Source organism: Nocardia sp. NBC_01377 (assembly GCF_045040005.1).
Lineage (GTDB): Bacteria > Actinomycetota > Actinomycetes > Mycobacteriales > Mycobacteriaceae > Nocardia > Nocardia noduli.
Genome location: NZ_CP109566.1, coordinates 2494131 through 2514304 on the forward strand (window position 1 = coordinate 2494131; position 20174 = coordinate 2514304).

General features: G+C 67.3%; 12 protein-coding genes. 5 read left to right on the forward strand and 7 right to left on the reverse strand.

Annotation, left to right across the window (positions count from 1 at the left end; translation table 11 throughout):
• Window positions 1-185: 185 nt before the first annotated feature.
• Window positions 186-785, forward strand: a complete 600-nt coding sequence (locus OG225_RS11375) for a hypothetical protein (RefSeq protein ID WP_405181633.1) — start codon at window positions 186-188, stop codon at window positions 783-785.
• Between the two features lie 485 nt (window positions 786-1270).
• On the opposite strand, the gene OG225_RS11380 is transcribed toward OG225_RS11375, so the two are convergent.
• Together OG225_RS11380 and OG225_RS11385 are read right to left on the reverse strand one after the other, a co-directional pair.
• The gene (locus OG225_RS11380; protein WP_405181634.1) at window positions 1271-2308 is read right to left on the reverse strand and encodes a dihydrodipicolinate reductase; all 1038 of its coding nucleotides are present in this window, start codon (window positions 2306-2308) and stop codon (window positions 1271-1273) included.
• Window positions 2305-4341 (reverse strand): molybdopterin-dependent oxidoreductase, encoded by a 2037-nt coding sequence (locus OG225_RS11385; RefSeq protein WP_405181635.1) that lies wholly within the window; start codon window positions 4339-4341, stop codon window positions 2305-2307. The genes OG225_RS11380 and OG225_RS11385 overlap by 4 nt, the downstream gene beginning before the upstream one ends.
• Window positions 4342-4403: 62 nt before the next feature.
• On the opposite strand from OG225_RS11385, the gene OG225_RS11390 reads away from it, so the two are divergent.
• Both OG225_RS11390 and OG225_RS11395 read left to right on the forward strand, forming a co-directional pair.
• On the forward strand, window positions 4404-5003 hold the full coding sequence (locus OG225_RS11390; RefSeq protein ID WP_405181636.1) for a TetR/AcrR family transcriptional regulator: 600 nt from the start codon (window positions 4404-4406) through the stop codon (window positions 5001-5003).
• Window positions 5004-5147: 144 nt separating this feature from the next.
• Window positions 5148-6062 (forward strand): D-alanyl-D-alanine carboxypeptidase family protein, encoded by a 915-nt coding sequence (locus OG225_RS11395; protein WP_405181637.1) that lies wholly within the window; start codon window positions 5148-5150, stop codon window positions 6060-6062.
• Between the two features lie 84 nt (window positions 6063-6146).
• Here OG225_RS11395 and OG225_RS11400 read toward each other — a convergent pair whose 3' ends face one another.
• Window positions 6147-8345: an MMPL family transporter gene (locus OG225_RS11400; protein ID WP_405181638.1), complete on the reverse strand. Its 2199-nt coding sequence runs from the start codon at window positions 8343-8345 to the stop codon at window positions 6147-6149.
• A 154-nt stretch (window positions 8346-8499) separates the two neighbouring features.
• Between OG225_RS11400 and OG225_RS11405 the strand changes: the two genes are divergently transcribed.
• Window positions 8500-9171: a TetR family transcriptional regulator gene (locus tag OG225_RS11405; protein ID WP_216905807.1), complete on the forward strand. Its 672-nt coding sequence runs from the start codon at window positions 8500-8502 to the stop codon at window positions 9169-9171.
• A 44-nt stretch (window positions 9172-9215) separates the two neighbouring features.
• Here OG225_RS11405 and helR read toward each other — a convergent pair whose 3' ends face one another.
• From helR to OG225_RS11425, 4 genes are all read right to left on the reverse strand, one after another.
• Window positions 9216-11411 carry an RNA polymerase recycling motor ATPase HelR gene (gene helR, locus OG225_RS11410; RefSeq protein ID WP_405181639.1) on the reverse strand — a complete coding sequence of 732 codons (2196 nt, stop codon included), beginning with the start codon at window positions 11409-11411 and terminating at the stop codon, window positions 9216-9218.
• Window positions 11412-11523: 112 nt separating this feature from the next.
• Window positions 11524-13893: a SpoIIE family protein phosphatase gene (locus OG225_RS11415; protein ID WP_405181640.1), complete on the reverse strand. Its 2370-nt coding sequence runs from the start codon at window positions 13891-13893 to the stop codon at window positions 11524-11526.
• Complete coding sequence (locus OG225_RS11420; RefSeq protein WP_405181641.1) at window positions 13890-18437, reverse strand: HAMP domain-containing protein; 4548 nt, start codon at window positions 18435-18437, stop codon at window positions 13890-13892. Before OG225_RS11420 ends, OG225_RS11415 begins: the two co-directional genes overlap by 4 nt.
• A gap of 405 nt (window positions 18438-18842) precedes the next feature.
• On the reverse strand, window positions 18843-19547 hold the full coding sequence (locus tag OG225_RS11425; protein WP_405183236.1) for a GTP pyrophosphokinase family protein: 705 nt from the start codon (window positions 19545-19547) through the stop codon (window positions 18843-18845).
• 92 nt (window positions 19548-19639) lie between these two features.
• Between OG225_RS11425 and OG225_RS11430 the strand changes: the two genes are divergently transcribed.
• Window positions 19640-20167 carry a hypothetical protein gene (locus OG225_RS11430; protein WP_405181642.1) on the forward strand — a complete coding sequence of 176 codons (528 nt, stop codon included), beginning with the start codon at window positions 19640-19642 and terminating at the stop codon, window positions 20165-20167.
• The last annotated feature ends 7 nt before the right edge of the window (window positions 20168-20174 follow it).

The window sequence follows — 20174 nt, forward strand, 5'->3', positions numbered from 1 at the left end:
CCCTGCCCGACTCCGGCGGATGGTCACGCGCGACGCGGCAGTGCCCCGGATCACGGCTCGGTGTGAAGCCATCCCCCGGCCCACATTCGGAGAACACTGTCGGCGCGAATACGCGTTTAAGATCAACTTCGCAGGCTATCCCTGCGTGCGGCGGTCGATCCCCGGCATACCCGGAGATGTCAACGATGACCGACCTCGACCACGACATGCGAGATATGAGCACGAACCGAGCACGTTTCCTCATCGCCCTCACATCGGCGTTCACCGCGACCTTCGCCGTCGAAGCACAGTTGGCGTCAGCAGATTCCGGAGTCTCACCCGCGACGGACTACGGCGACGGCTGCGTCGTCGATCCGGCCGACAGGTCGGTCACCATCGATTCCCTGCGGTCGTGGTGCTCGCTCGAACAACAGACCGCCATCTTCGCCGACGCGAGCGCCGGATCGGTGCCGAGGGGAGTGACGAACGGGTGGGTCGTGAGCCCCGCCGCGATACATCCGATCGCGCCTGCCTTCTGGACCGGCAAGACCTTCTACACCGGAAGCGACGGCGGGTACCTGATGAACCAGGTGACCTCGGCCGGTTTCGAAGGCTTCCGCGCGGATGTCTACACCGGCCCCGCGATCACCGACGGCAGGCCGACGTGGGTGTTGAACTACGACTCGTCGCTGATCCCACAGATCTACGACGAGATCAGGGAGATCACGCCGGGGCTGTGGTTCGGTTATTCCTGGCGGCGCGACACCGCCCCGCCGACACTGCTGCTGACCTTCGCGCTGAGCTGACGGCGACAACCTTCGGGCATCCTGGGCCGTAGTCGCCCGTTCCGTATCCTGCTGGTACGTAAGCGATTCAGAGCCAATCCGAGTTGGCGGAAGGTTATGAACACCGTGTGGCGAGCGTGGACCGATGTTTCGCCCCGCGCCAGGGGTGCCGGAGGCGAGCGAGGTGGGAGTGATGGAACGTGACCATGATGTGTCGGTCATGCCACGGCACGGCCGACTCCGAACAGGCAGGGGCTCGGCGCGCTCGGATTTGTGGGCCTCGGAGGTCGGGACGAGGCGGATCGGTCTCGCGACGACCGAACATTCTCGGGTGTAGGACGAGGTCGAATCCGGAGCCGAGCGAGGTTACCCCACAGCAGAGCGGGAATCGACCCGATCGAGGGCAACGGGTCGGCAGGCATCTATTACGCGAACGCGACAGAGGCCGGCGCGGTGCGCAGACCTCTTCCGCCTGTTTCGATCGCGAAGCGCTTCCGCTCTCGCCGTCAGCCGAAGGTCGGGGTGGACAGGGGCAGTTCGAGCACCGAGCGGATACCGGGTGGCGCGGCGCAGACGGCTTCGACGAGGTTCACCGCGCGGTTGGCGGTGTAGGCGGGTGTGGTTTCGGCCATCTGTTCCAGTGATATCGGCATCCGCAGCGTGACGTCGAGGGGGGCGTCGCCCTGGACGTCGATATGCCAGCCGGTGTCTCCGAGTTCCCACGTCGCGTCGAGATCGGTGGTGGTGTACCAGGTAGCGCGGAAGGTGATCAGCTCGCGGCCTTCACGCAGGCCGGTGATGGTGATCCGTTGTCCGGCGACGGATCCGGCCTTCTGGGTGCCCGCGGCGATCGTGAGTTCGTTCGGTGTGGTCGCGAGTTCGCCGCTGGCGACCACCTCGTCCAACGGCAGGCCGACGGCGTCGGCGATCAAGCGGAGCGAGGGGCCGAAACTGGCGCCGAGATAGTCGGCCCGGAATTGCTCGAACGGGGCGAGGTCGCGACCGAAACCCATGAGGTCGAACAGCATCTCGGGTGAATTCCGTCGCGACAGGTCCGCGTACTCGTCGATGATGATCTTGTCCAACCGGCGCTGGATGGAGGTCAGCACCAGGGGGACGGCTTCGGAGATGAAGCCGGGGCTGCTTCCGGTGCTGTGCACCGATGTGCCGCCGGTCCGGCAGGCCGCCTCGACGCGGTCGCGCACCGCCGGATCCATGCTCGGGGGATGGTGGAACACGCCGCAGGTCGCCACGACGTTCGAGCCGGACTCGAGCAGTCGGCACACGTCGTCGAGATCGAACACCCGCGGCATGTAGAGCACGCAGTCGGCGTTCGTCGCCAGCACGTCTTCCAGTTTCCCGGTGGCGGCGACACCGACGGTGTCGAGTCCGCAGAGTTCACCGGCGTCGCGTCCGACCTTGTTCGGGTCGTAGACGTGCACGCCCGCCAACGTCATCGAGGGGTGTTCGATGATTCCGCGCAGCGCTTTGAGTCCGATATTGCCGGTGGCCCACTGCGCCACGCGGTGATTCGTGTTCGTCATGCCGGATCCACACTCACCGGAACGCCGGAATAGCGCACCATACCTGTCATCACGTCGATGTCCTCCTTGTCGGTCAGCATGTTGACGTTGCATTCGGGGTAGCCGTGCGGCACCGATACCGCGCCGGAGCGGATCGCCGGATCGAGTTTCGCGACGCCGGTCAGCGCGCCGTGGGCGCCACGAACCGTGACCGCGGCACCGTCGGTGACGCCGACCTCGGCGGCGTCGGCGGGATTGATCAGCACGTCCGGGCGGTCGCCGAGGAAGTCGAGTTGGGCGTTGAGCCGTCGCATCTGGCGTCGCGGGATCAGCACCATCGACGCGGTCTGCCGCAGCGTGGCCAACTGGTCTACCAGGAGGGACGGCGCCAAGCGCCAGCCGCCCATCCGTTCGATGTGGCGCGCCACCCAGGGGGCGGGTAATTCGTGACCGGCGTCGACCCAGCCGGTGCGCGTCAGTTCGTCGAACGAGAAACGCCCGCCGACCGTCACGCCCGCCGGCACGGTGTCGTCGGACTGATCGGGATCGGCCACGTCGTGACCGAGCCGTCGACCGAGTTCGGCCAGAAACCACCACATCGATCGCCGGCCACCGACGGGGGCGACCACGGCCGGTGTGTGCTGGGCCGAGACCCGCGAGCTGAGGGCGTCCCAGATTGTGACGTCGGATCGTTCGAGCTGATCCTTCGTGGGCAGCACATGCGTGGACAGCGCCGTCGTGTCGTTGGCGATGATCTCGGTCGTCGCGAGTACCTCGAGTCTGCCCAGCGCGGACCGCATGGCCGCGGTATCAGGGAAGGAGGTCAGCAGGCTTCCGCCGAGGTTGAGTACCGCCCGGATATTGCCCGCCTCGATCTCGTCGGCCAGTGTGGCGCAGGGCCATTCGCCCATGAACGCGCGAGTTTCGGGGCGGCTGCGTGGACCGGGGCCGAACGAGCCGTCCGGTGCGGAGATGGGCAACTCGAAGGATTCGAGCTGGTAGGCGAAACCCGGGTGGAACCAGAGACCGCCGCGACGGTTCATCGATCCGGTCAGAATCATCAGGACCCAGGCCAGCCACTGGGTCACATTGCCTTTGTCGGCGGTCATGGTCACGCCGGTGCCGGTCTCGACGGCGAGGTGGCCCGCCGCGCGGACCGCGTCACGCAGACGCGTCAGATCCTCGGGCGCGAGGTCGGTCGACTTCGCCGTGTGTTCGAGTGTGAACGGTTCGACCGCGGCGGCGAGCTCGTCGAGACCCTGCACCGGAACGCTGGGATCGATGCCTTCGCACAGTGTTTCGCGCACCAGATAGGCCAGTAGGGCGTGTTCGGTGCCCGGGAGCGGCGCGAGGTGGCCGGTGGCGGATCGGGCCGTTTCGGTTCGTCGCGGGTCGACGACCCACACCTGGCCGCGCGCGGCGATGTCACGGATGGTGCCGGTGGGATTGGGCACGGCGATCGCGTGACCGTGGGAGATCATCGGGTTGGTGCCGATGAGGAGCAGGAAGTCGACGTTGTCGTAGTCGGGCCGACCCGACAGGCCGACGAATCCGCCCACCAGATCGGCGATGAACGGTTTGGCCGTGCCGTCGATGGTCAGCGGGCTGAACTTGGCCGGTGTGCCTATCGCCGCCCGCAATGCCTCGGCCACCCGGGTTCCGGTGGCGTCCATGCCGACGCCGGTGCCGAAGAAGATGCCGACCGACTCGGGGCCGTGCCGGTCGATAATGTCCTTCAGCCGAGTGCCGAGATCGTCCAGACAGGCTTCCCACGAAGCGTCGCGCAGGCCACCGTCGATACAGAGCCGCGGACGCTCGATCCGTTCGGGGTGGTGATGCATCTGCGGCAGCGCACGGCCCTTCGGGCACGTGTAGCCCTTCGACAGGGGATGTTCACGGTCGCCGCGCACCCGCGTCACCACATCGCCCTCGACCTCGACGACGATGCCGCACACCGACGTGCAGATCCGGCAGAAGCTGCGCACCGTGCGCGCGGCTTCGAACGGCTCAGCATCCCCGGCGGGGGATCGCCCATGCCCTATGACTCGGATCACACGGGGAAATATAGGCAGCACCGCCCAATGCTGTCAATGACAACATTGTAGGATCGCCAAGCATGTCCGAGCGTCGCTACCACCACGGCAACCTTCGCGTCGCACTGCTCACGCAAGCCGAGACGACACTGCGGACCTCGGGGGTCGACGGGTTGTCGCTCCGCGAACTCGCCCGCGAGGTCGGGGTCAGCTACGGCTCTCCGCGACGGCATTTCGAGGACAAGGCGGCCCTGCTCGACGCTCTCGTCGAGGTGGGTTTGCAGCGCCTGGGCGCCGAGTTGGCCAAGGCGGTCGAACCCGACGGGCGCGATTTCGCCGAGGTGCTGACCGCGGTCGCGATCAGCTACATCCGCTTCGCCACCGAGAGTCCGGCGATGGTGGATCTGATGTCGAGGAGCCGGTATCTCTCGCAGGCCCCCGCCGCGCTGGTCGAGGCGCGTGACGCGAGTTTCGCGCCGGTCCGCGATCTGGTCGAACGAGGCCAGGCCAGTGGTGAACTGGTGCCGGGCGACGTGCGACGGATCGGGACGCTGATCTTCGCGACCCTGCACGGCCTGGCGACACTGGCCAACAACGGGATGATCGATCCGCTCGACGATCGATTGATCGCCGACGCGATCCAGTCCTTGCTGGCGGGGATATCCAACACCGAGTCCCGGTAGCTGGGAAGGGTGTGACCAAGATCCGTCGTTGTGGGCGGCGGCGAGGCCGGTGCCGGTGCCATGTCCGGCTGATGCCTCCCGAACTGTGGTGATTCGACCGGCGAAATCCCGCTGACGGACCGATTCGCACGGCAGAATGCGGCCATGCGGATATTTGCTAGATTGTTGCAGGCTGTTGTCGTCGGGTTCGTGCTCGTGGGGGCCGGTCATGGCGCGACGGCCGCGCCCGCCGCGAGCGACACCCATGTCGGTCTGCCCTGGCTGAGCCCCGGGCCCGAGGGAGTGCAGGCGACGGAGGCGGCGCTGGCGGACGGATTCACCGGCACGATGCTGTGGTCGCGACAGTCGAACACCTCGGTCCCGATAGCCAGTATCACCAAGGTGATGACGGCGCTGGTCGTGATCGATGCGGGCGATCTCGACCGAGCCGTCACCGTGCCGCGCGAGGCCATCAGCTACGCCGCCGAATACGACGGAAGCACCGCGGGCCTGGTCCCCGGCGAGGTGCTCACCGCCCGGCAACTCCTGTACGCGATGATGCTGCCGTCCGGCTGCGACGCCGCCTACGCCCTCGCCGAGGCCTACGGGCCGGGCCAGGACGCGTTCATCGCCAAGATGAACGACACCGCGCGTCGAATGAGCTTGGCGGGAACGCATTTCACCGATCCCAGCGGATTGCCCGCGCCCACCGACTACTCCACCTATTCCACACCAGCGGACCTGCTCACCCTCGGACTGCGTGTGATGAGCCTGCCCGCGTTCCGCGATATCGCCGGGGCGCGGACCTATCACCTTCCCGAGGGCCCCGGCAACCGCGCTCACCTCTGGCAGACCACGAACCTGCTGCTGCGTGACTATCCGGGCGCCATCGGCATCAAAACCGGATACACCGACGCCGCGGGAACCTGCCTGCTGTTCGAGACGGTCCGCGCGGGCATCCCGATGATCGGCGTGGTCCTGCACAGCTCGCCCCACAGTGAGCTCGTCGCGAAGAACGACGCCGAGCGCATGCTGAACTGGGCCTACCACCCGATCGCGAGCGTACTGCCGATCGGTTAGCGTCCAGCGGACGAGGCCGAACGCGCGGAGTCCCGCACGGCATGCCGTGCGGGACTCCGCTGTTCGTGCGCGACAGGTGACGCGCTACCTGCTGTGGGCCAGTTCGGGCCGGTCCACGGTGTCGGCCCGCGCCTCGGTGTCGAGTCCCGCGCCTTCGATATCGACGTTCGGCAGAATCCGATCCAGCCAGGCGGGCAGCTGCCATGCCCGGTGTCCGAGCAGCGCCATCACCGCGGGGACGATGGTCATGCGGACGACGAAGGCGTCCACCAGCACACCGATGGCCAGAGCGAAACCGATGCTCTTGATGGTGGTGTCGTGGCCGAGGATGAAACCCGCGAATACCGAGCCCATGATGAGCGCGGCGGCGGTGACGACGCGGGCGCCGTGGCGGAATCCGCCGATGACGGCCTCGTCGGGGGTGGCGCCGTGGGTGTAGTCCTCGCGCATGCGGCTGACGAGGAAGACCTCGTAGTCCATGGCGAGACCGAACAGCAATCCGATCAGCAGCACCGGAAGGAAGCTGATGATCGGTCCGGTGGTGTCGATGCCGAGAAGTTCGGCGCCCCAACCCCATTGGAATACCGCGACCAACGCGCCGAAGGTGACGGCGAGGCTGAGCAGGAAGCCGAGGGTGGCCTTGAGGGGCACCAGGATCGAGCGGAACGCGATCATCAGGAGCACGAACGACAGCCCGACCACGACCGCGAGGAAGATCGGCAGTGCGGAGGCGAGTTTCTGGGAGATGTCGATTCCGGTGGCGGTATTGCCGGTGACGAGGATGCGGGTGCCCGTGGTGTCCTCGATCTCACCGCGCAGGCCGCGGATCTGACCGACGAGGTCCTTGGTCTCCTCGGTGGAGGGCCCGCTGCGGGGGATGACCGTGACCAGTCCGGTGTCGCTGCTCGCGGGCACCGGCACGACCGCGGCCACATCGGAGGTGTTCCGGATCGCGGAGGTGATCGCGGAACTCGCGGCGTCGAGATTGCCGCCGTCGGCGGCGTCGATGACGAGGGTCAGTGGACCGTTGAAGCCGGGGCCGAAACCTTCGGCGAGCAGATCGTAGGCGTGACGTTGGGTGGTGTCGGCGGCTTTGGTGCCGTCATCGGGCAGTCCGAGTTGCAACCCGAGCGCGGGCAGTGCGAGCACTCCGGTGCCGATGATCGCGACAAGCAGTACCGGCAGCGGACGGCGGGTGATGGCGCGAGCCCAGCGGGTGCCGAAGGAGTCGCCGGTGCTCAGGCGTCGCTGTCGTTTGCCCATTCCGGGCACCGGCCACCGGTCGAAGCGTTCACCGGCGAAGCCGAACAGCGCGGGGACCAGGGTCAGCGCGATCAGCACCGCGATCGCGACCACTCCGGCGGCTACCAGGCCCATCGAGGTCAGGAACGGGATTCCGACCACCGACAGCGCGGTGAGGGCGATCATCACCGTGGCTCCGGCGAAGACGACCGCGCTGCCCGCGGTGGCGACCGCGCGGGCGGTGGCCTCACGCGGGTCGAGTCCGGCGGCGAGGTTCTCCTTGTGGCGGGTGACGATGAACAGCGCGTAGTCGATGCCGACGGCCAGGCCGATCATCAGGCCGAGGGTGGGCGCGATGCTGGACAGATCGATGACGGCGGTGAGCGCTGTGACCGCGGCCATGGCGGTGCCGACACCGAACAGTGCTGTCAGCAGCGGCAGTCCGGCGGCCAGCAGTGAGCCGAGTGTGACGGAGAGGACGACGAGCGCGACGGCGACACCGATCAGTTCCGCCGCGGAGTTGCCCGGCGGGGTGTTCATCGCCTCACCGCCGTATTCGACCTGCACTCCGGCCGAAGCGGCTCGGTCGCCCGCCGCGTGCAGGGCGGTCCGGTCGGCGTCGGTGACGGCGTTGGCGTCGCCGCGGTAGGTCACGGTGGCGTAGGCGATGCGACCGTCGGGGGAGATCGCGCCGGTGCGGTAGGGGTCCGAGACCTGCGCCACCGCGCCGCCGGTAGCGGCGGCGGCGATCGTGGATTCGATGCCGTCCCGATACGCGGGATCGGTGACGGTGCGGCCCTGTGGCGCGGCGAAGACGATCCGGGCACTGGCGCCGCCCGCGCCGCTTTCGGGCAGGCGCTGGGCGAGCAGGTCGGCGGCTTCGATCGCTTCCACGCCGGGAATGGTGAACGCGGTCTCGGTCGATTTGCCGAAGCCCATGGCGAGACCGCCGAAGGCGACGAGGAGGAGCAGCCAGGCGGCGAGGACGCGCTTGCGGTGCGTGAACGCCGCTCGCCCCAGGCGATACAGAGAGGTGGCCATCGAAGAAGTCCTTCCGAACGAACATTCCGGATCGGGTCGGTCCACGTCGACCAGTTCAGCGGTACTCACACGATAAATGCAGTCACTGCAAACAGGCAATGAATGTAGTAGGATAGTGACGGCACTTACATGAGCGTTCGGAGGACATCACCCCATGGACTCGGCACCGACAACTGTCCACGCACCCGATACCGGAGAAATCGACCCGGCGTCGGATCCGGTCGCCCTGTCGCGCCGCGAGCGCAAGAAGTTGCAGACCCGCCAGGCGATTCACGACGCCGCCGTGCGCCTGTTCGCCGAGCGCGGGTTCGCGGGCACCACCGTCACCGATATCACCGAAGCCGCCGATGTGTCCCCGCGCACCTTCTTCTCCCATTTCGCCGCCAAGGAGGACGTATTGTTCGGCGACCGAGCCTCCGCGGTCGCCCACTTCGAGGCGGCACTGGCCGAGCAGCCACCCGAAGTCGACGCGTTCACCGCCGTACGGCGCACCGCCCTGAACGGACTGATCAACCGCGAGACACCGATCGAGCAGATGCGACTTGCCGCGCGACTGCTCCACGACGACCGCATTCTGGTCGGCAGCCTCGCCGAACGTTTCGCCGGACTCGAGGAAGGATTCGCCGCCGTCATCGCCCGCCGCGGCGGCCACCCTCTCGTGCCCGACAGTCACTCCCGCCTGTTGGCGGCCTGCCTGCTCGCGGTGGTCCGCACGGGGCTGACCGTGTGGCACACCGACCGCAGCGACGACACCCTCGAAGAGGTCGTCGAGGAACTGTTCGACCTGCTCGGTGCCGGTTTACGCGGCGATACCCCGCGCGCGTGAAGTAGGGTCGTGGGCGGCCCCCAGGGAGACCGCCCACGACGCTGTCAGGTGAGGATGACCAGTTGCTGCGTCGCCCGGGTCATCGCCACATAGCGGTCGACCGCCCCTTCGACGCCCTCGCCGAACGCTTCCGGCTCGACGAGAACGACGAGGTCGAATTCGAGTCCCTTCGACAGTGTCGGGGACAGCGACCGCACCCGCGATGTCGCCCGGAACGTCGGATCGCCTATGACGCAGGCGATTCCGTCGGCATGTTCGGCGAGCCAGGTTTCCAGGATCGAACCGAGTTCCGAGGTGGAGCCGTGGGCGACCGGGACGGCGCTGCTACGGATCGAGGTCGGCACGTTGGCGTCGGGAAGTACCGCCCTGATGACCGGCTCGGCCTCGGTCATCACCTCCTGCGGCGTCCGGTAGTTGATGCTCAACGAGGCCACGTCGATCCGGTCCAGCCCGATCCGCTCCAGGCGTTCGCGCCACGACTCGGTGAATCCGTGCCGCGCCTGGGCGCGATCACCGACGATGGTGAAGCTCCGTGACGGGCAGCGCTGCAACAGCATCCGCCATTCCGCGTCGGTCAACTCCTGGGCTTCGTCCACGATGATGTGTGCGAAGGGACCGGCGAGCTGATCGGGCTCGGCGCCGGGCAGCGCGGTCTCGTCGACGAGTACCTCCCGCAGGTCCTGCTGACGTAACTGGGTCATCAGGCCCTCGCCGTCGGCGTAGGTGTCGGAGGCGATCAGGTCGTCGATGACGCTGGACATGCGCTCGCGTTCGGCGGCGACCGCGGCATGGTGTCGGCGCGCGCGTCGCGACGCCGTCGGGTCACCGAGCCGCCTGCGGGCCGCGTCCAACAGCGGCAGATCCGACACGGTCCACCGTCCGGGATCGGTGCGCTGGAGTTTCGCGACCTCGTCGGGGGCGAGCCAGGGGGCGCATTTACGCAGATAGGCGGGTACCGACCACAGGTCGGCGATCAGGTCGGCCGCTTCGATCATCGTCCACGCGTTGTCCAGGGTCGCCCGCAATTCCTCGTTCTGCCGCAACGAGTTCCGCAGTTGCGCCGCCGAGGTGTCACCGTCGTACTTGTCCATCAGGATCGTGATGAGCAGTTCCCAGATCCGCTCGCGCGCTTCGTTGTGCGGGGTGCCGGGTTCGGGCGCGTCGAACGCTTCGGTCCAGTCCTCGGGGCTCAGCGGAATATCGGTCCAGTCGGTGGCGACCGTCATGCCCTTGGTGGGCGGCTGCTCGTAGAACTTCACGGCCGCTTCGATCGCCTTCATCATGTCGGCGGACGATTTCAGTCGCGCGACCTCCGGGTCGGTCTCGATCGTGGCCGCCGCGCCCTCGGTGACGAGATCGCGCAGCGTGCACAGTTGCACGTTCTCCTCGCCGAGACTGGGCAGCACATCGGCGACATAGGACAGGTAGGGCTCGTGCGGGCCGACGAACAGCACGCGGTGACGTAGCGCGGGGTCGGAGTAGAGCAGGTAGGCGGTGCGATGCAGGGCGACGACGGTCTTGCCCGTTCCCGGTCCACCGTCGACCACCAGCGCGCCGCGCGACCCGGCGCGGATGATCGCGTCCTGATCTGCCTGGATGGTGCCGAGTACGTCCCGCATCCGGGCCGACCGGTTGCCGCCCAGACTGGCGATGAACGCGGACTGATCGTCGAGCGCGGCATTGCTCTCGAATCCGTCCGGGGTGAACACCTCGTCCCAGTAGTCGCTGATCTTTTCGCGGGACCAGCGATACCTGCGGCGACGCACGAGCCCCATGGGGTTTGCGTGGGTCGCGCCGAAGAACGGCTCGGCGTCGGGGGAGCGCCAATCGATCAGCAGTTGATTCCCCGCGGCGTCGAGCAGCCCCTGTCGTCCCACGTACACCGGCTCCTGGTTGTCCGCGAGAACCATGTGCCCCAGGCACAGGTCGACGCCGAAACGACGCAGTGAGCGCAGACGCCAGGTCAGCCGGTAGATCTCCGCATCCCGCTCCACCGCCTCCTGTCCCGCGCCCACAGGCGCTTTGCGGGTGACGTCGAGGCGTCGGGTCAGCTCGGCGATCGACCGTTCGAGACTTTCCGCGATGGCAGCGAAATGCCGCTCGTCGGTGGCGACGAGCGTCGGGTCTGCTTTGTGGGACAGGTGGTCGGGAAGGTCGAACACACTGGTGGTCGATGGGCTCGCGTTATCTGTTCCGTTCGACCCGTCGGTCGACGACAACACACGCAATTCGCACTCCATTTCCGCAGGTAATGGCTTCGGTGGGCCATTGTGCGGCATCACCGGGGTCTTGCCGCAAGCCCCGGGGTGCGCTATAAGTTGGAAGTGGAAGGAGACGTTTTCCGCTCCTCCGTCACCGTGTTGTCGACGCGCCGGTGCCGTGTCCCACCTGGATCCCCACCACGCAGGTGTCGTCGTCGGTGTTGGCGTCACTGTCCTGGAGCACGTGGTCGACGAGATCGTCCAGCGCTCCGGTGAACCGCGCTGCCTGCGTCAGCAGCCGCTCCACGCAGTCGTCCAAGGGCAGGTCACGGCGCTCGATCAGACCGTCGGTGTAGAGCAGCAGGATATCGTCGGAGTCGAGTTGGAGTTCGGCTTCCTCGTAGGTCATCTCCGCGACGGCGCCCAGCAGCATTCCGCGAAGTTCGGGTAGTGACGTGGCCACACCGTCACGCACGAGCACCGGCGGCAGGTGCCCCGCCCGCGCCCACCGCAATACCCGTGTCTGCGGATCGTAGAGCCCGCAGACGGCGGTGGCGTAGAGATCCTCGGTCAGGTGATGGGTGACGAGGTTGAGCCAGGTCAGCATCTGCCCCGGCCCCGCGCCGGTGGTGGCGAGGCCGCGAAGCGCGTTGCGCAGCACGACCATTCCGGTCGCGGCCTTGATGCCGTGACCGGTGATGTCGCCGACGGAGACCAGGATCTGCTTGGAGGGCAGCACGATCGCGTCGTACCAGTCGCCACCGACCATATGGCTCTGTTCGGCGGGGCGGTAGCGCACCGCGATATGCAGGCCGAACGCCTCGATGGACGGTTGTTTGTCGGGCATGATCGCCTGCTGGAGTTGCCGCGCCAACCGGCTCTGCTCCGCCGCGTGTTGCTCGGTGTGCGCGAGACGATCCTGGGTCGCCGACAGCGCGACCTCGGTCCAGTGCTGTGCGGAGATGTCCTGGTAGGCGCCACGCAGGGCGAGCAGGTTCCCGTCGTGGTCGAGAACCGGTTCGGCGACGATCCGGATGTGGCGGGTGTCGCCGCCGGGCCGGATCAGCCGGAACGCCGCCGAGGCCGGACGGTGATAGCGCACCAGCGTCCGCACCAGCCGCCGCACCGATTCCGCGTCGTCGCCGTGGACGTGGTCCGGAAGCTGTTCGAGGGGAACGGGATTCGCCGCGGGGCCGAGTCCGTGCAGGTCGTAGAGCTGTGTGCTCCAGGTGATTCGGCCGGTGGCGGTGTCCTCCTCGAAACCGCCGACGCGTCCGAGGCGCTGGGCGTGTTGCAGCAGCGCGGCCAGCCGAGCCGTCTCGTCCTCCACCCGCCACAGCACCAGCACGCAGTCGCCGTGGCGACTGACGCTGAGCGCGGCCGAGACCGTCAGCGGTACCTGATCGACGAGTTCGGTCAGCACGACCCGGTCGGCGCGGTAGGTCTCGCCGGTGGCGAAGACGTGCTCGATCCGTTCGAACAGTCGCCCCTCGATCGTGGCCAGCGGGTAGGCCTCCAACAGCAGGGCGCCGCTGACCGCGCCGCGCGCACGCCCGACCGGATCGACGAAACACGAGTTGACGTGATGGATGCGGAAATCGGCGAGTGCGCCGTCCGCGCCGAGATGCGGCAGCAGCACCAGCGCCGGGTCGAACAGGCTGTCGGTCAAGCGGACCAGGTCGGCGACGTCGGGTCGATCCGGTTCGCCCACGGCGGACGGACCGGATTCGAGGGTGTGGGCACACAACTCCGCCAACGCCTCCAGTTGCCGCCGCACCCGGGGTGGTTGCGGTGCCAGCGGTGTCGGCCAGCACATTTCCAGCACCCCGGTCAGCTTGCCACCGGTGCCCGCCGGGATCGCGACCCGACCGCCCGCGTGATCGCCGATCGACGGCAACCCGGCCGCCCGCAGATCCTCGATCCACTGCGCTTCCCGTCGCATCAGCGCCTGACGGGCGGGAGTGGCGACACCGGGCGGCACATAACGCCACCGCTCGGCCTCGTGCCGGTCGATCCCCGCGAAACCCACCAGCGACAGCGAGGAATCCGCGCCGACGGACCAGATCGCCACCGCCGACGCCCCCAGAGGCACCAGCGCGTGGTCGAGTATCGACTGGGCCACGCGCTGCGGGTCGCCGGTCGCGAGCACCGCGCTTTCGGCGGTACGCAGGCGCGACGCCGTCGAGGGTTCCTCGGAAGTGCCGGTGCGCAGCGGGAATTCGTCGATCACGGCGCTCAGCGTGTCGTCCGCGGCCTGGTTGATCAGATCGACGGCCAATTCCAGCGACGTGACACCGGCCCGCTCGGCCAAACTCTCCAGCTGGCGCGCCGCCTGCGCGGGTCCGCATCGCAACCGTTCGACCATGATGCCCTTGGCCATCTCGATCAGCGCCCGTCCTTCGGCGCCGGCCTGAGCGTGCTGGATCTGCGCACGCAACCGGGCGACGGTGGCCGCGAGGCGGGTGACGGCCGCGTCCGGTGCCGTCCCCTCGGCCGCGCCGGGTATATCGAGATCGGTCATCTCGTACCGAGCCAGTGCTGGATGCAGACCAGCAACGCATCGGCATCGACCGGCTTGGTCACGTAGTCGTTGGCGCCCGAGGCCAGGCTCTTCTCCCGATCACCCAGCATGGCCTTGGCCGTCACGGCGATGATCGGCAGATTCTGGTAGTGCGGCATCTCGCGGATCTTCGCGGTCGCGGTGTAGCCGTCCATCTCGGGCATCATCACGTCCATCAGGACCAGGTCGGTTTCCGGGTGGGCGAGCAGGGCGTCGATACCCTCGCGCCCGTTCTCGGCGTGCAACACCGTGACGGCGTGCAATTCGAGAATGCTGCTGAGCGCGAACAGATTACGGGCGTCGTCGTCGACGATCAGCACGGTGCGCCCGGCCAGCCGACCGTGGCGACGCTGCTGCGGTACGGCGGCCGGAGTCTCGTCGGCACGGACCAGCGGCAGCACATCGCCGGGCGCCTCGGCGGTGATGTGCAGGGCGATGCGCTCACGCAATTCGTCCAGACTCGACAGCAACTCCAGCGGCCTGCGCATCGTGCGTTCCTGCAGTAGGTGTTCCTCTTCGAGGCCGAGTCGCCGGTTGTTGTGAGCGAGCACCGGGACATCGGTCAGTGCGACGTCCTCGTCCATCGTCTCCAGCAATCGCAGCGCGGCGCCCTCCGGCATGTCCAGTTCGAGCACCACGCAGTGGAAAACCTCGGAGGCCATGGTCGCGGCCGCCTCCCCGACGCCGATCGCGGTGACGACCTGGACGGGGCCACGCGGATCGTGGGTGTCGGCGAGATCGGCCACGGCACTCTGCGCGACGAGCGTCAACAGCCCCTGCGGGCGTTCCTCCACGACGAGCAGCCTGCGGTGCTGCTGCTGCGGCGTGGTCGGGGCAGGCACGTGTTCGGGCTGACGGTCGGGCTGCCGATCGTCCTCGCGTTCGGGATGCTGCGCCTCGCGGAAGTCGGGACGGGCGACCGGCAGGTAGAGGGTGAAGGTACTGCCCTTGCCCGGTGTGCTCTCCGCGGTGATCGCGCCGCCGAGCAGGTAGGCGATCTCACGGCTGATCGACAGGCCGAGACCGGTGCCGCCGTATTTGCGGCTGGTGGTGCCGTCGGCTTGCTGGAACGCACCGAAGATCGACTCGAGTTGATGTTCGGCGATGCCGATACCGGTGTCGATCACCCGGAAGGCGATGGCCGGGCCGTGCCTGCGGGCGGCGGCGGGCAGCTCCTCGATCGTCGCCGATTCCATACGCAACTCCACCGACCCGGTCTCGGTGAATTTCACCGCGTTGGACAGCAGGTTGCCCAGCACCTGGCGCAACCGCGAATTGTCGGTGAGCAGGTCCAGCGACAGACCCGGGGCCGCGCTGACCCGGAAGCCGAGACTCTTCTGCGTGGTCATCGGCCGGAAGGTGGCTTCGACGTAGTCCAGCAGCTTGCGCAACGGCACAGCCTCGGGCGTGATGTCCATCTTGCCCGCCTCGACCTTGGACAGATCGAGGATGTCGTTGATCAGTTGCAGCAGGTCCGAACCCGCCGAGTGGATGATGCCCGCGTATTCGACCTGCTTGGCGGTGAGGTTGCGGGCCGGGTTCTGCGCCAGCAACTGAGCCAGGATCAGCAGGCTGTTGAGCGGCGTGCGCAGTTCGTGGCTCATATTGGCCAGGAACTCCGACTTGTACTTCGAGGCGAGCGCGAGCTGCTGGGCACGGGTCTCCAGCTCTTGGCGGGCCTGTTCGATCTCGAGATTCTTCGCCTCGATATCGCGATTCTGGGTGGCCAGCAGCGCCGCCTTCTCCTCGAGTTCGGCGTTGGAGCGCTGCAACTCGTCCTGCTGCACCTGCAATTCCTCGGAGCGGGCCTGCAACTCGCTGGTCAGGCGCTGCGACTCGACCAACAGCTCATCGGTGCGTGCGTTGGCGATGATGGTGTTGACATTCACGCCCACCGTTTCCATCAGCTGGTCCAGGAAGTCGCGGTGGATGTGGGTGAAGCGGTGCAGCGAGGCCAGCTCGATCACACCGAGTACCTGCTCCTCCACCACGATCGGCAGCACGAGCAGGTTGACCGGCGCGGTCCGGCCCAGTCCGGAGGAAATGGCGACGTAGTCGCCGGGTACCTCGTCCACCGCGATGGTGCGGCGGCTGCGTGCCGCCTGCCCGACCAGCGACTGACCGAAGGTGAACCGCACCTGCGAGCCCGGTTCCGTCGGGCTGCCGTAGGAGCTGATCAGGATCAGTTCCGGTCGTTCGGTGGTCTCGTCGGCCAGGTAGAAGGCGCCGAACTGCGCCGAAACCAACGGTGCCAGCTCATCCATGATCAGCTCGGCGACCACGTGCAGATCGCGCTGGCCCTGCATGAGTCCGGAGATGCGGGCCAGATTGGTCTTGAGCCAGTCCTGGTCCTGGTTGGCGGTGGTGGTCTCGCGCAACGACCCCACCATCGAGTTGATGTTGTCCTTGAGTTCGGCGACCTCGCCGGAGGCCTCGACGGTGATGGACCGGGTGAGGTCGCCCTCGGCGACCGCGCTGGTGACCTCGGCGATGGCGCGGACCTGACGGGTCAGGTTGCCCGCCAGTTCGTTGACGTTCTCGGTCAACCGTTTCCACGTGCCCGAGACACCCTCGACCTCGGCCTGTCCGCCGAGGCGACCCTCCGATCCCACCTCGCGCGCGACGCGGGTGACCTCGGCCGCGAACGCGGAGAGCTGATCGACCATCGTGTTGATCGTGGTCTTGAGCGCGAGGATCTCCCCGCGCGCGTCGACGTCGATCTTGCGGGTCAGATCGCCCTGGGCGACGGCCGTGGTGACCTGGGCGATATTGCGCACCTGATTGGTGAGATTGTTCGCCATGGAGTTGACGTTGTCGGTCAGGTCTTTCCACGTGCCCGCGACATTGGGCACCCGGGCCTGACCGCCGAGCATGCCCTCGGTGCCCACTTCGCGCGCCACACGGGTGACTTCGTCGGCGAACGCGGACAGGGTGTCGACCATGGTGTTGATCACCCCGGCCAGCGCCGCGACCTCGCCCTTGGCCTCCACGGTGATCTTCTGGCTCAGATCTCCGCGGGCCACCGCGGTGGCGACCTGGGCGATCGAGCGCACCTGACTGGTCAGGTTGGAGGCCATCACGTTGACGTTGTCGGTGAGGTCTTTCCAGGTGCCCGAGACGCCGCGCACGGTGGCCTGACCGCCGAGGTTGCCCTCGGTGCCGACTTCGCGGGCGACGCGGGTGACCTCGTCGGCGAAGGAGGACAGTTGGTCGACCATCGTGTTGATGGTCTCCTTGAGTTCCAGGATCTCGCCACGGGCGTCGACCCGGATCTTCTGGGTCAGGTCACCGCGCGCGACAGCGGTGGTCACCTGCGCGATCGAGCGCACCTGCGCGGTCAGGTTGTCGCCCATGACGTTGACCGACTCGGTGAGGTCCTTCCACGTCCCCGAGACACCCTTCACATCGGCCTGGCCGCCGAGTCTGCCTTCGGTGCCGACTTCGCGGGCGACGCGGGTGACCTCGTCGGCGAAGGCCGACAGCTGGTCGACCATCGTGTTGATGGTGTTCTTGAGTTCCAGAATCTCCCCGCGGGCGTCCACGGTGATGTTCTGGGTCAGATCGCCGCGGGCGACGGCGGTGGCGACCTGGGCGATCGAGCGCACCTGCGCGGTGAGGTTGCCCGCCATGAAGTTCACCGAGTCGGTCAGGTCGCGCCAGGTTCCCGACACGCCCTTGACGTCGGCTTGGCCGCCCAGAATGCCTTCGGTGCCGACCTCGCGCGACACCCGGGTGACCTCGTCGGCGAACGAGGAGAGCTGGTCGACCATGGTGTTGATGGTGTTCTTCAGCTCGAGGATCTCGCCGCGCGCGCCGACCGTGATCTTCTGGCTCAGGTCGCCGCGCGCGACGGCGGTCGTCACCTGGGCGATGTTGCGGACCTGGTCGGTGAGGTTGCCCGCCATGAAGTTCACCGAGTCGGTGAGATCACGCCACACCCCGCCGACGCCGGGCACCTCGGCTTGGCCGCCGAGCCGACCTTCGGAGCCGACCTCGCGGGCCACGCGGGTGACCTCGTCGGCGAAGGCCGACAGCTGGTCGACCATCGTGTTGACGGTGTTCTTCAACTCCAGGATCTCACCGCGGGCGTCCACGTCGATCTTCTGCGACAGATCACCGCGGGCCACCGCGGTCGCGACCTGGGCGATATCGCGGACCTGACTGGTCAGATTGCCCGCCATCGCGTTCACCGAGTCGGTGAGGTCCTTCCAGGTACCCGACACCCCCGGCACCTCGGCCTGTCCGCCCAGACGCCCGTCGGTGCCGACCTCGCGCGCGACGCGGGTGACCTCGGAAGTGAACAGCGACAGCTGGTCCACCATGCCGTTGAACACGGTCGCGATCTCACCGAGTAATCCATCGGCGTCGGTCGGCAGCCGGGTGCCGAAGTCGCCGTCGCGCACCGCGGTCAGCCCGGCCAGGAGTTGATGCAGCTCTACCTGACCGGGGGCCGTCTCGACCTGCGTCGGTGCCGTCCCCGCGTCGGGCGTCACTGTGTCCGTCATAACCCAACCTCGCATCGAAAAGGCTTGAACCGGAATCCATCTGGTCCTCGCAGGGAACACCGGCTCCGTCTCGGCCGACCATGTCGACCCGTGAAACGGTTATGTACTACTTGTTCCCGGGAAAACCTTACGTCCCTGGCTGCGGCCAGTCCTGACTCGAGCCGACATGTGTACCCCGAATCGCCGAAACCAATCTCGCACGAGCAGGCTGTGGGCACGATCTCACCGTCACGTGACTTCGCCGACCCCGTTCGAAGCGACACGAATCCCGTTCTGACACTCCAGGAGTACGCCGAACAGTCCGAGTGGGGCGTTCTCAGCGGAAGGATCCGTATGTGAGCACGATCTCATCGCCTACGACGCCCCGCCCGCGGGCGGGACGGCTACCGGGGTTGTCCGGCGGCGTCAGGTCCTTGGGCTGCGCGCGTGCTCGCTGAGGTACCGGAGCACCTCGTCATCGATCTCGCGCTGCGGGCCCAGGTTCCTGCCGTCCACGCCGTGTACCTCGGTATGCAACTGCTCCATCCGGCGGTCGAGTTCCGCCGCGGTCGCGGCGGCGCTGGTCAGATCATCGATGAGCCGCTGCGGGACATCGCCGTCGTATTTGTAGAAGATCTTGTGCTCGGTCGTCGCCCAGAAGTCCATGGCGACCGTGCGAACCTGGAGTTCGACCGTCACGTTCACCGGCCCGGTCGACAGGAACACCGGGATCTCCACCAAGGCGTGCAGGCTCTTGTAGCCGTTCGGCTTCGGGTGGGCGATGTAGTCCTTGACCGCGATCACCCGGACGTCGTCCTGCGAGGTCAGCGCCTCGAGCACGCGGTAGGTATCGCCGATGAAGCTACAGGTGACCCGCACGCCCGCGATATCGGTGATGTGCTCGCGCAGAGCGGGCAGCTCGGGCGGGATGTCCTTGCGGATCGCCTTCTGCAGAATGCTCGTGGGAGATTTCACCCGGGACGTGACGTGTTCGATGGGGTTGTAGTGGTGCAGATGCAGGAATTCCTCACGCAGGATCGTCACCTTCGTGAGCAGCTCTTTCACCGCGAACTCGTACTCCATCACGAAGCGCGTCATCTCGTCGCGCATCCGGCTCATGAAGCCGATCATCGCCTCGCCCTGCGTCGGCCGATCGCGACAGTCGCTGACCTCTTCCGTCACGACCTGACCTCTCCGTCTCGCTGCACTGTCCAATCGGAACGGTGCCCACGAGGGCGGTCCGTCCCGATGCCATCGACAGTACGCGGCAAATCTCCAGCGCCGCTCACGCGCCGATCGGACGAGGTGTGCTCACCGCGCACATGTCGTCGAGTCCTCGGGAATGTGCTCGACGATGTGCTCACGCGACGCGATCCCGAGTTTTCGCAGGATCGCCGCATCTACATATCGGTGCGGTCCGCACTCACCGATGTCGCGACAACGGGCATGGGCTGACCGCGGCCGCGGCCGCCGCCCTACAGGTCGCGCCCGCCGCACCGGCGTACGCGCAGTCCCCGATCTGCGCCAAGGCGGTCGACCTGATCAACGCCGCCGTCGATATCAGCGGCGGCAACTTGGACGATGCGACCGCGCATAGTCTGTCCGACCGACTGTCGGGCCTGGCGGTGCTGGCCGGTGGTGAGGAACAGGCCGCCATCGTCGGTTACGCCAATGCCTTGGTCGACGACAACATCACCGATCTGGACCCCGCCACCGACGAACCCAATCGCGTCTGCGGCGCCGCGAGCTGAGCCGGAA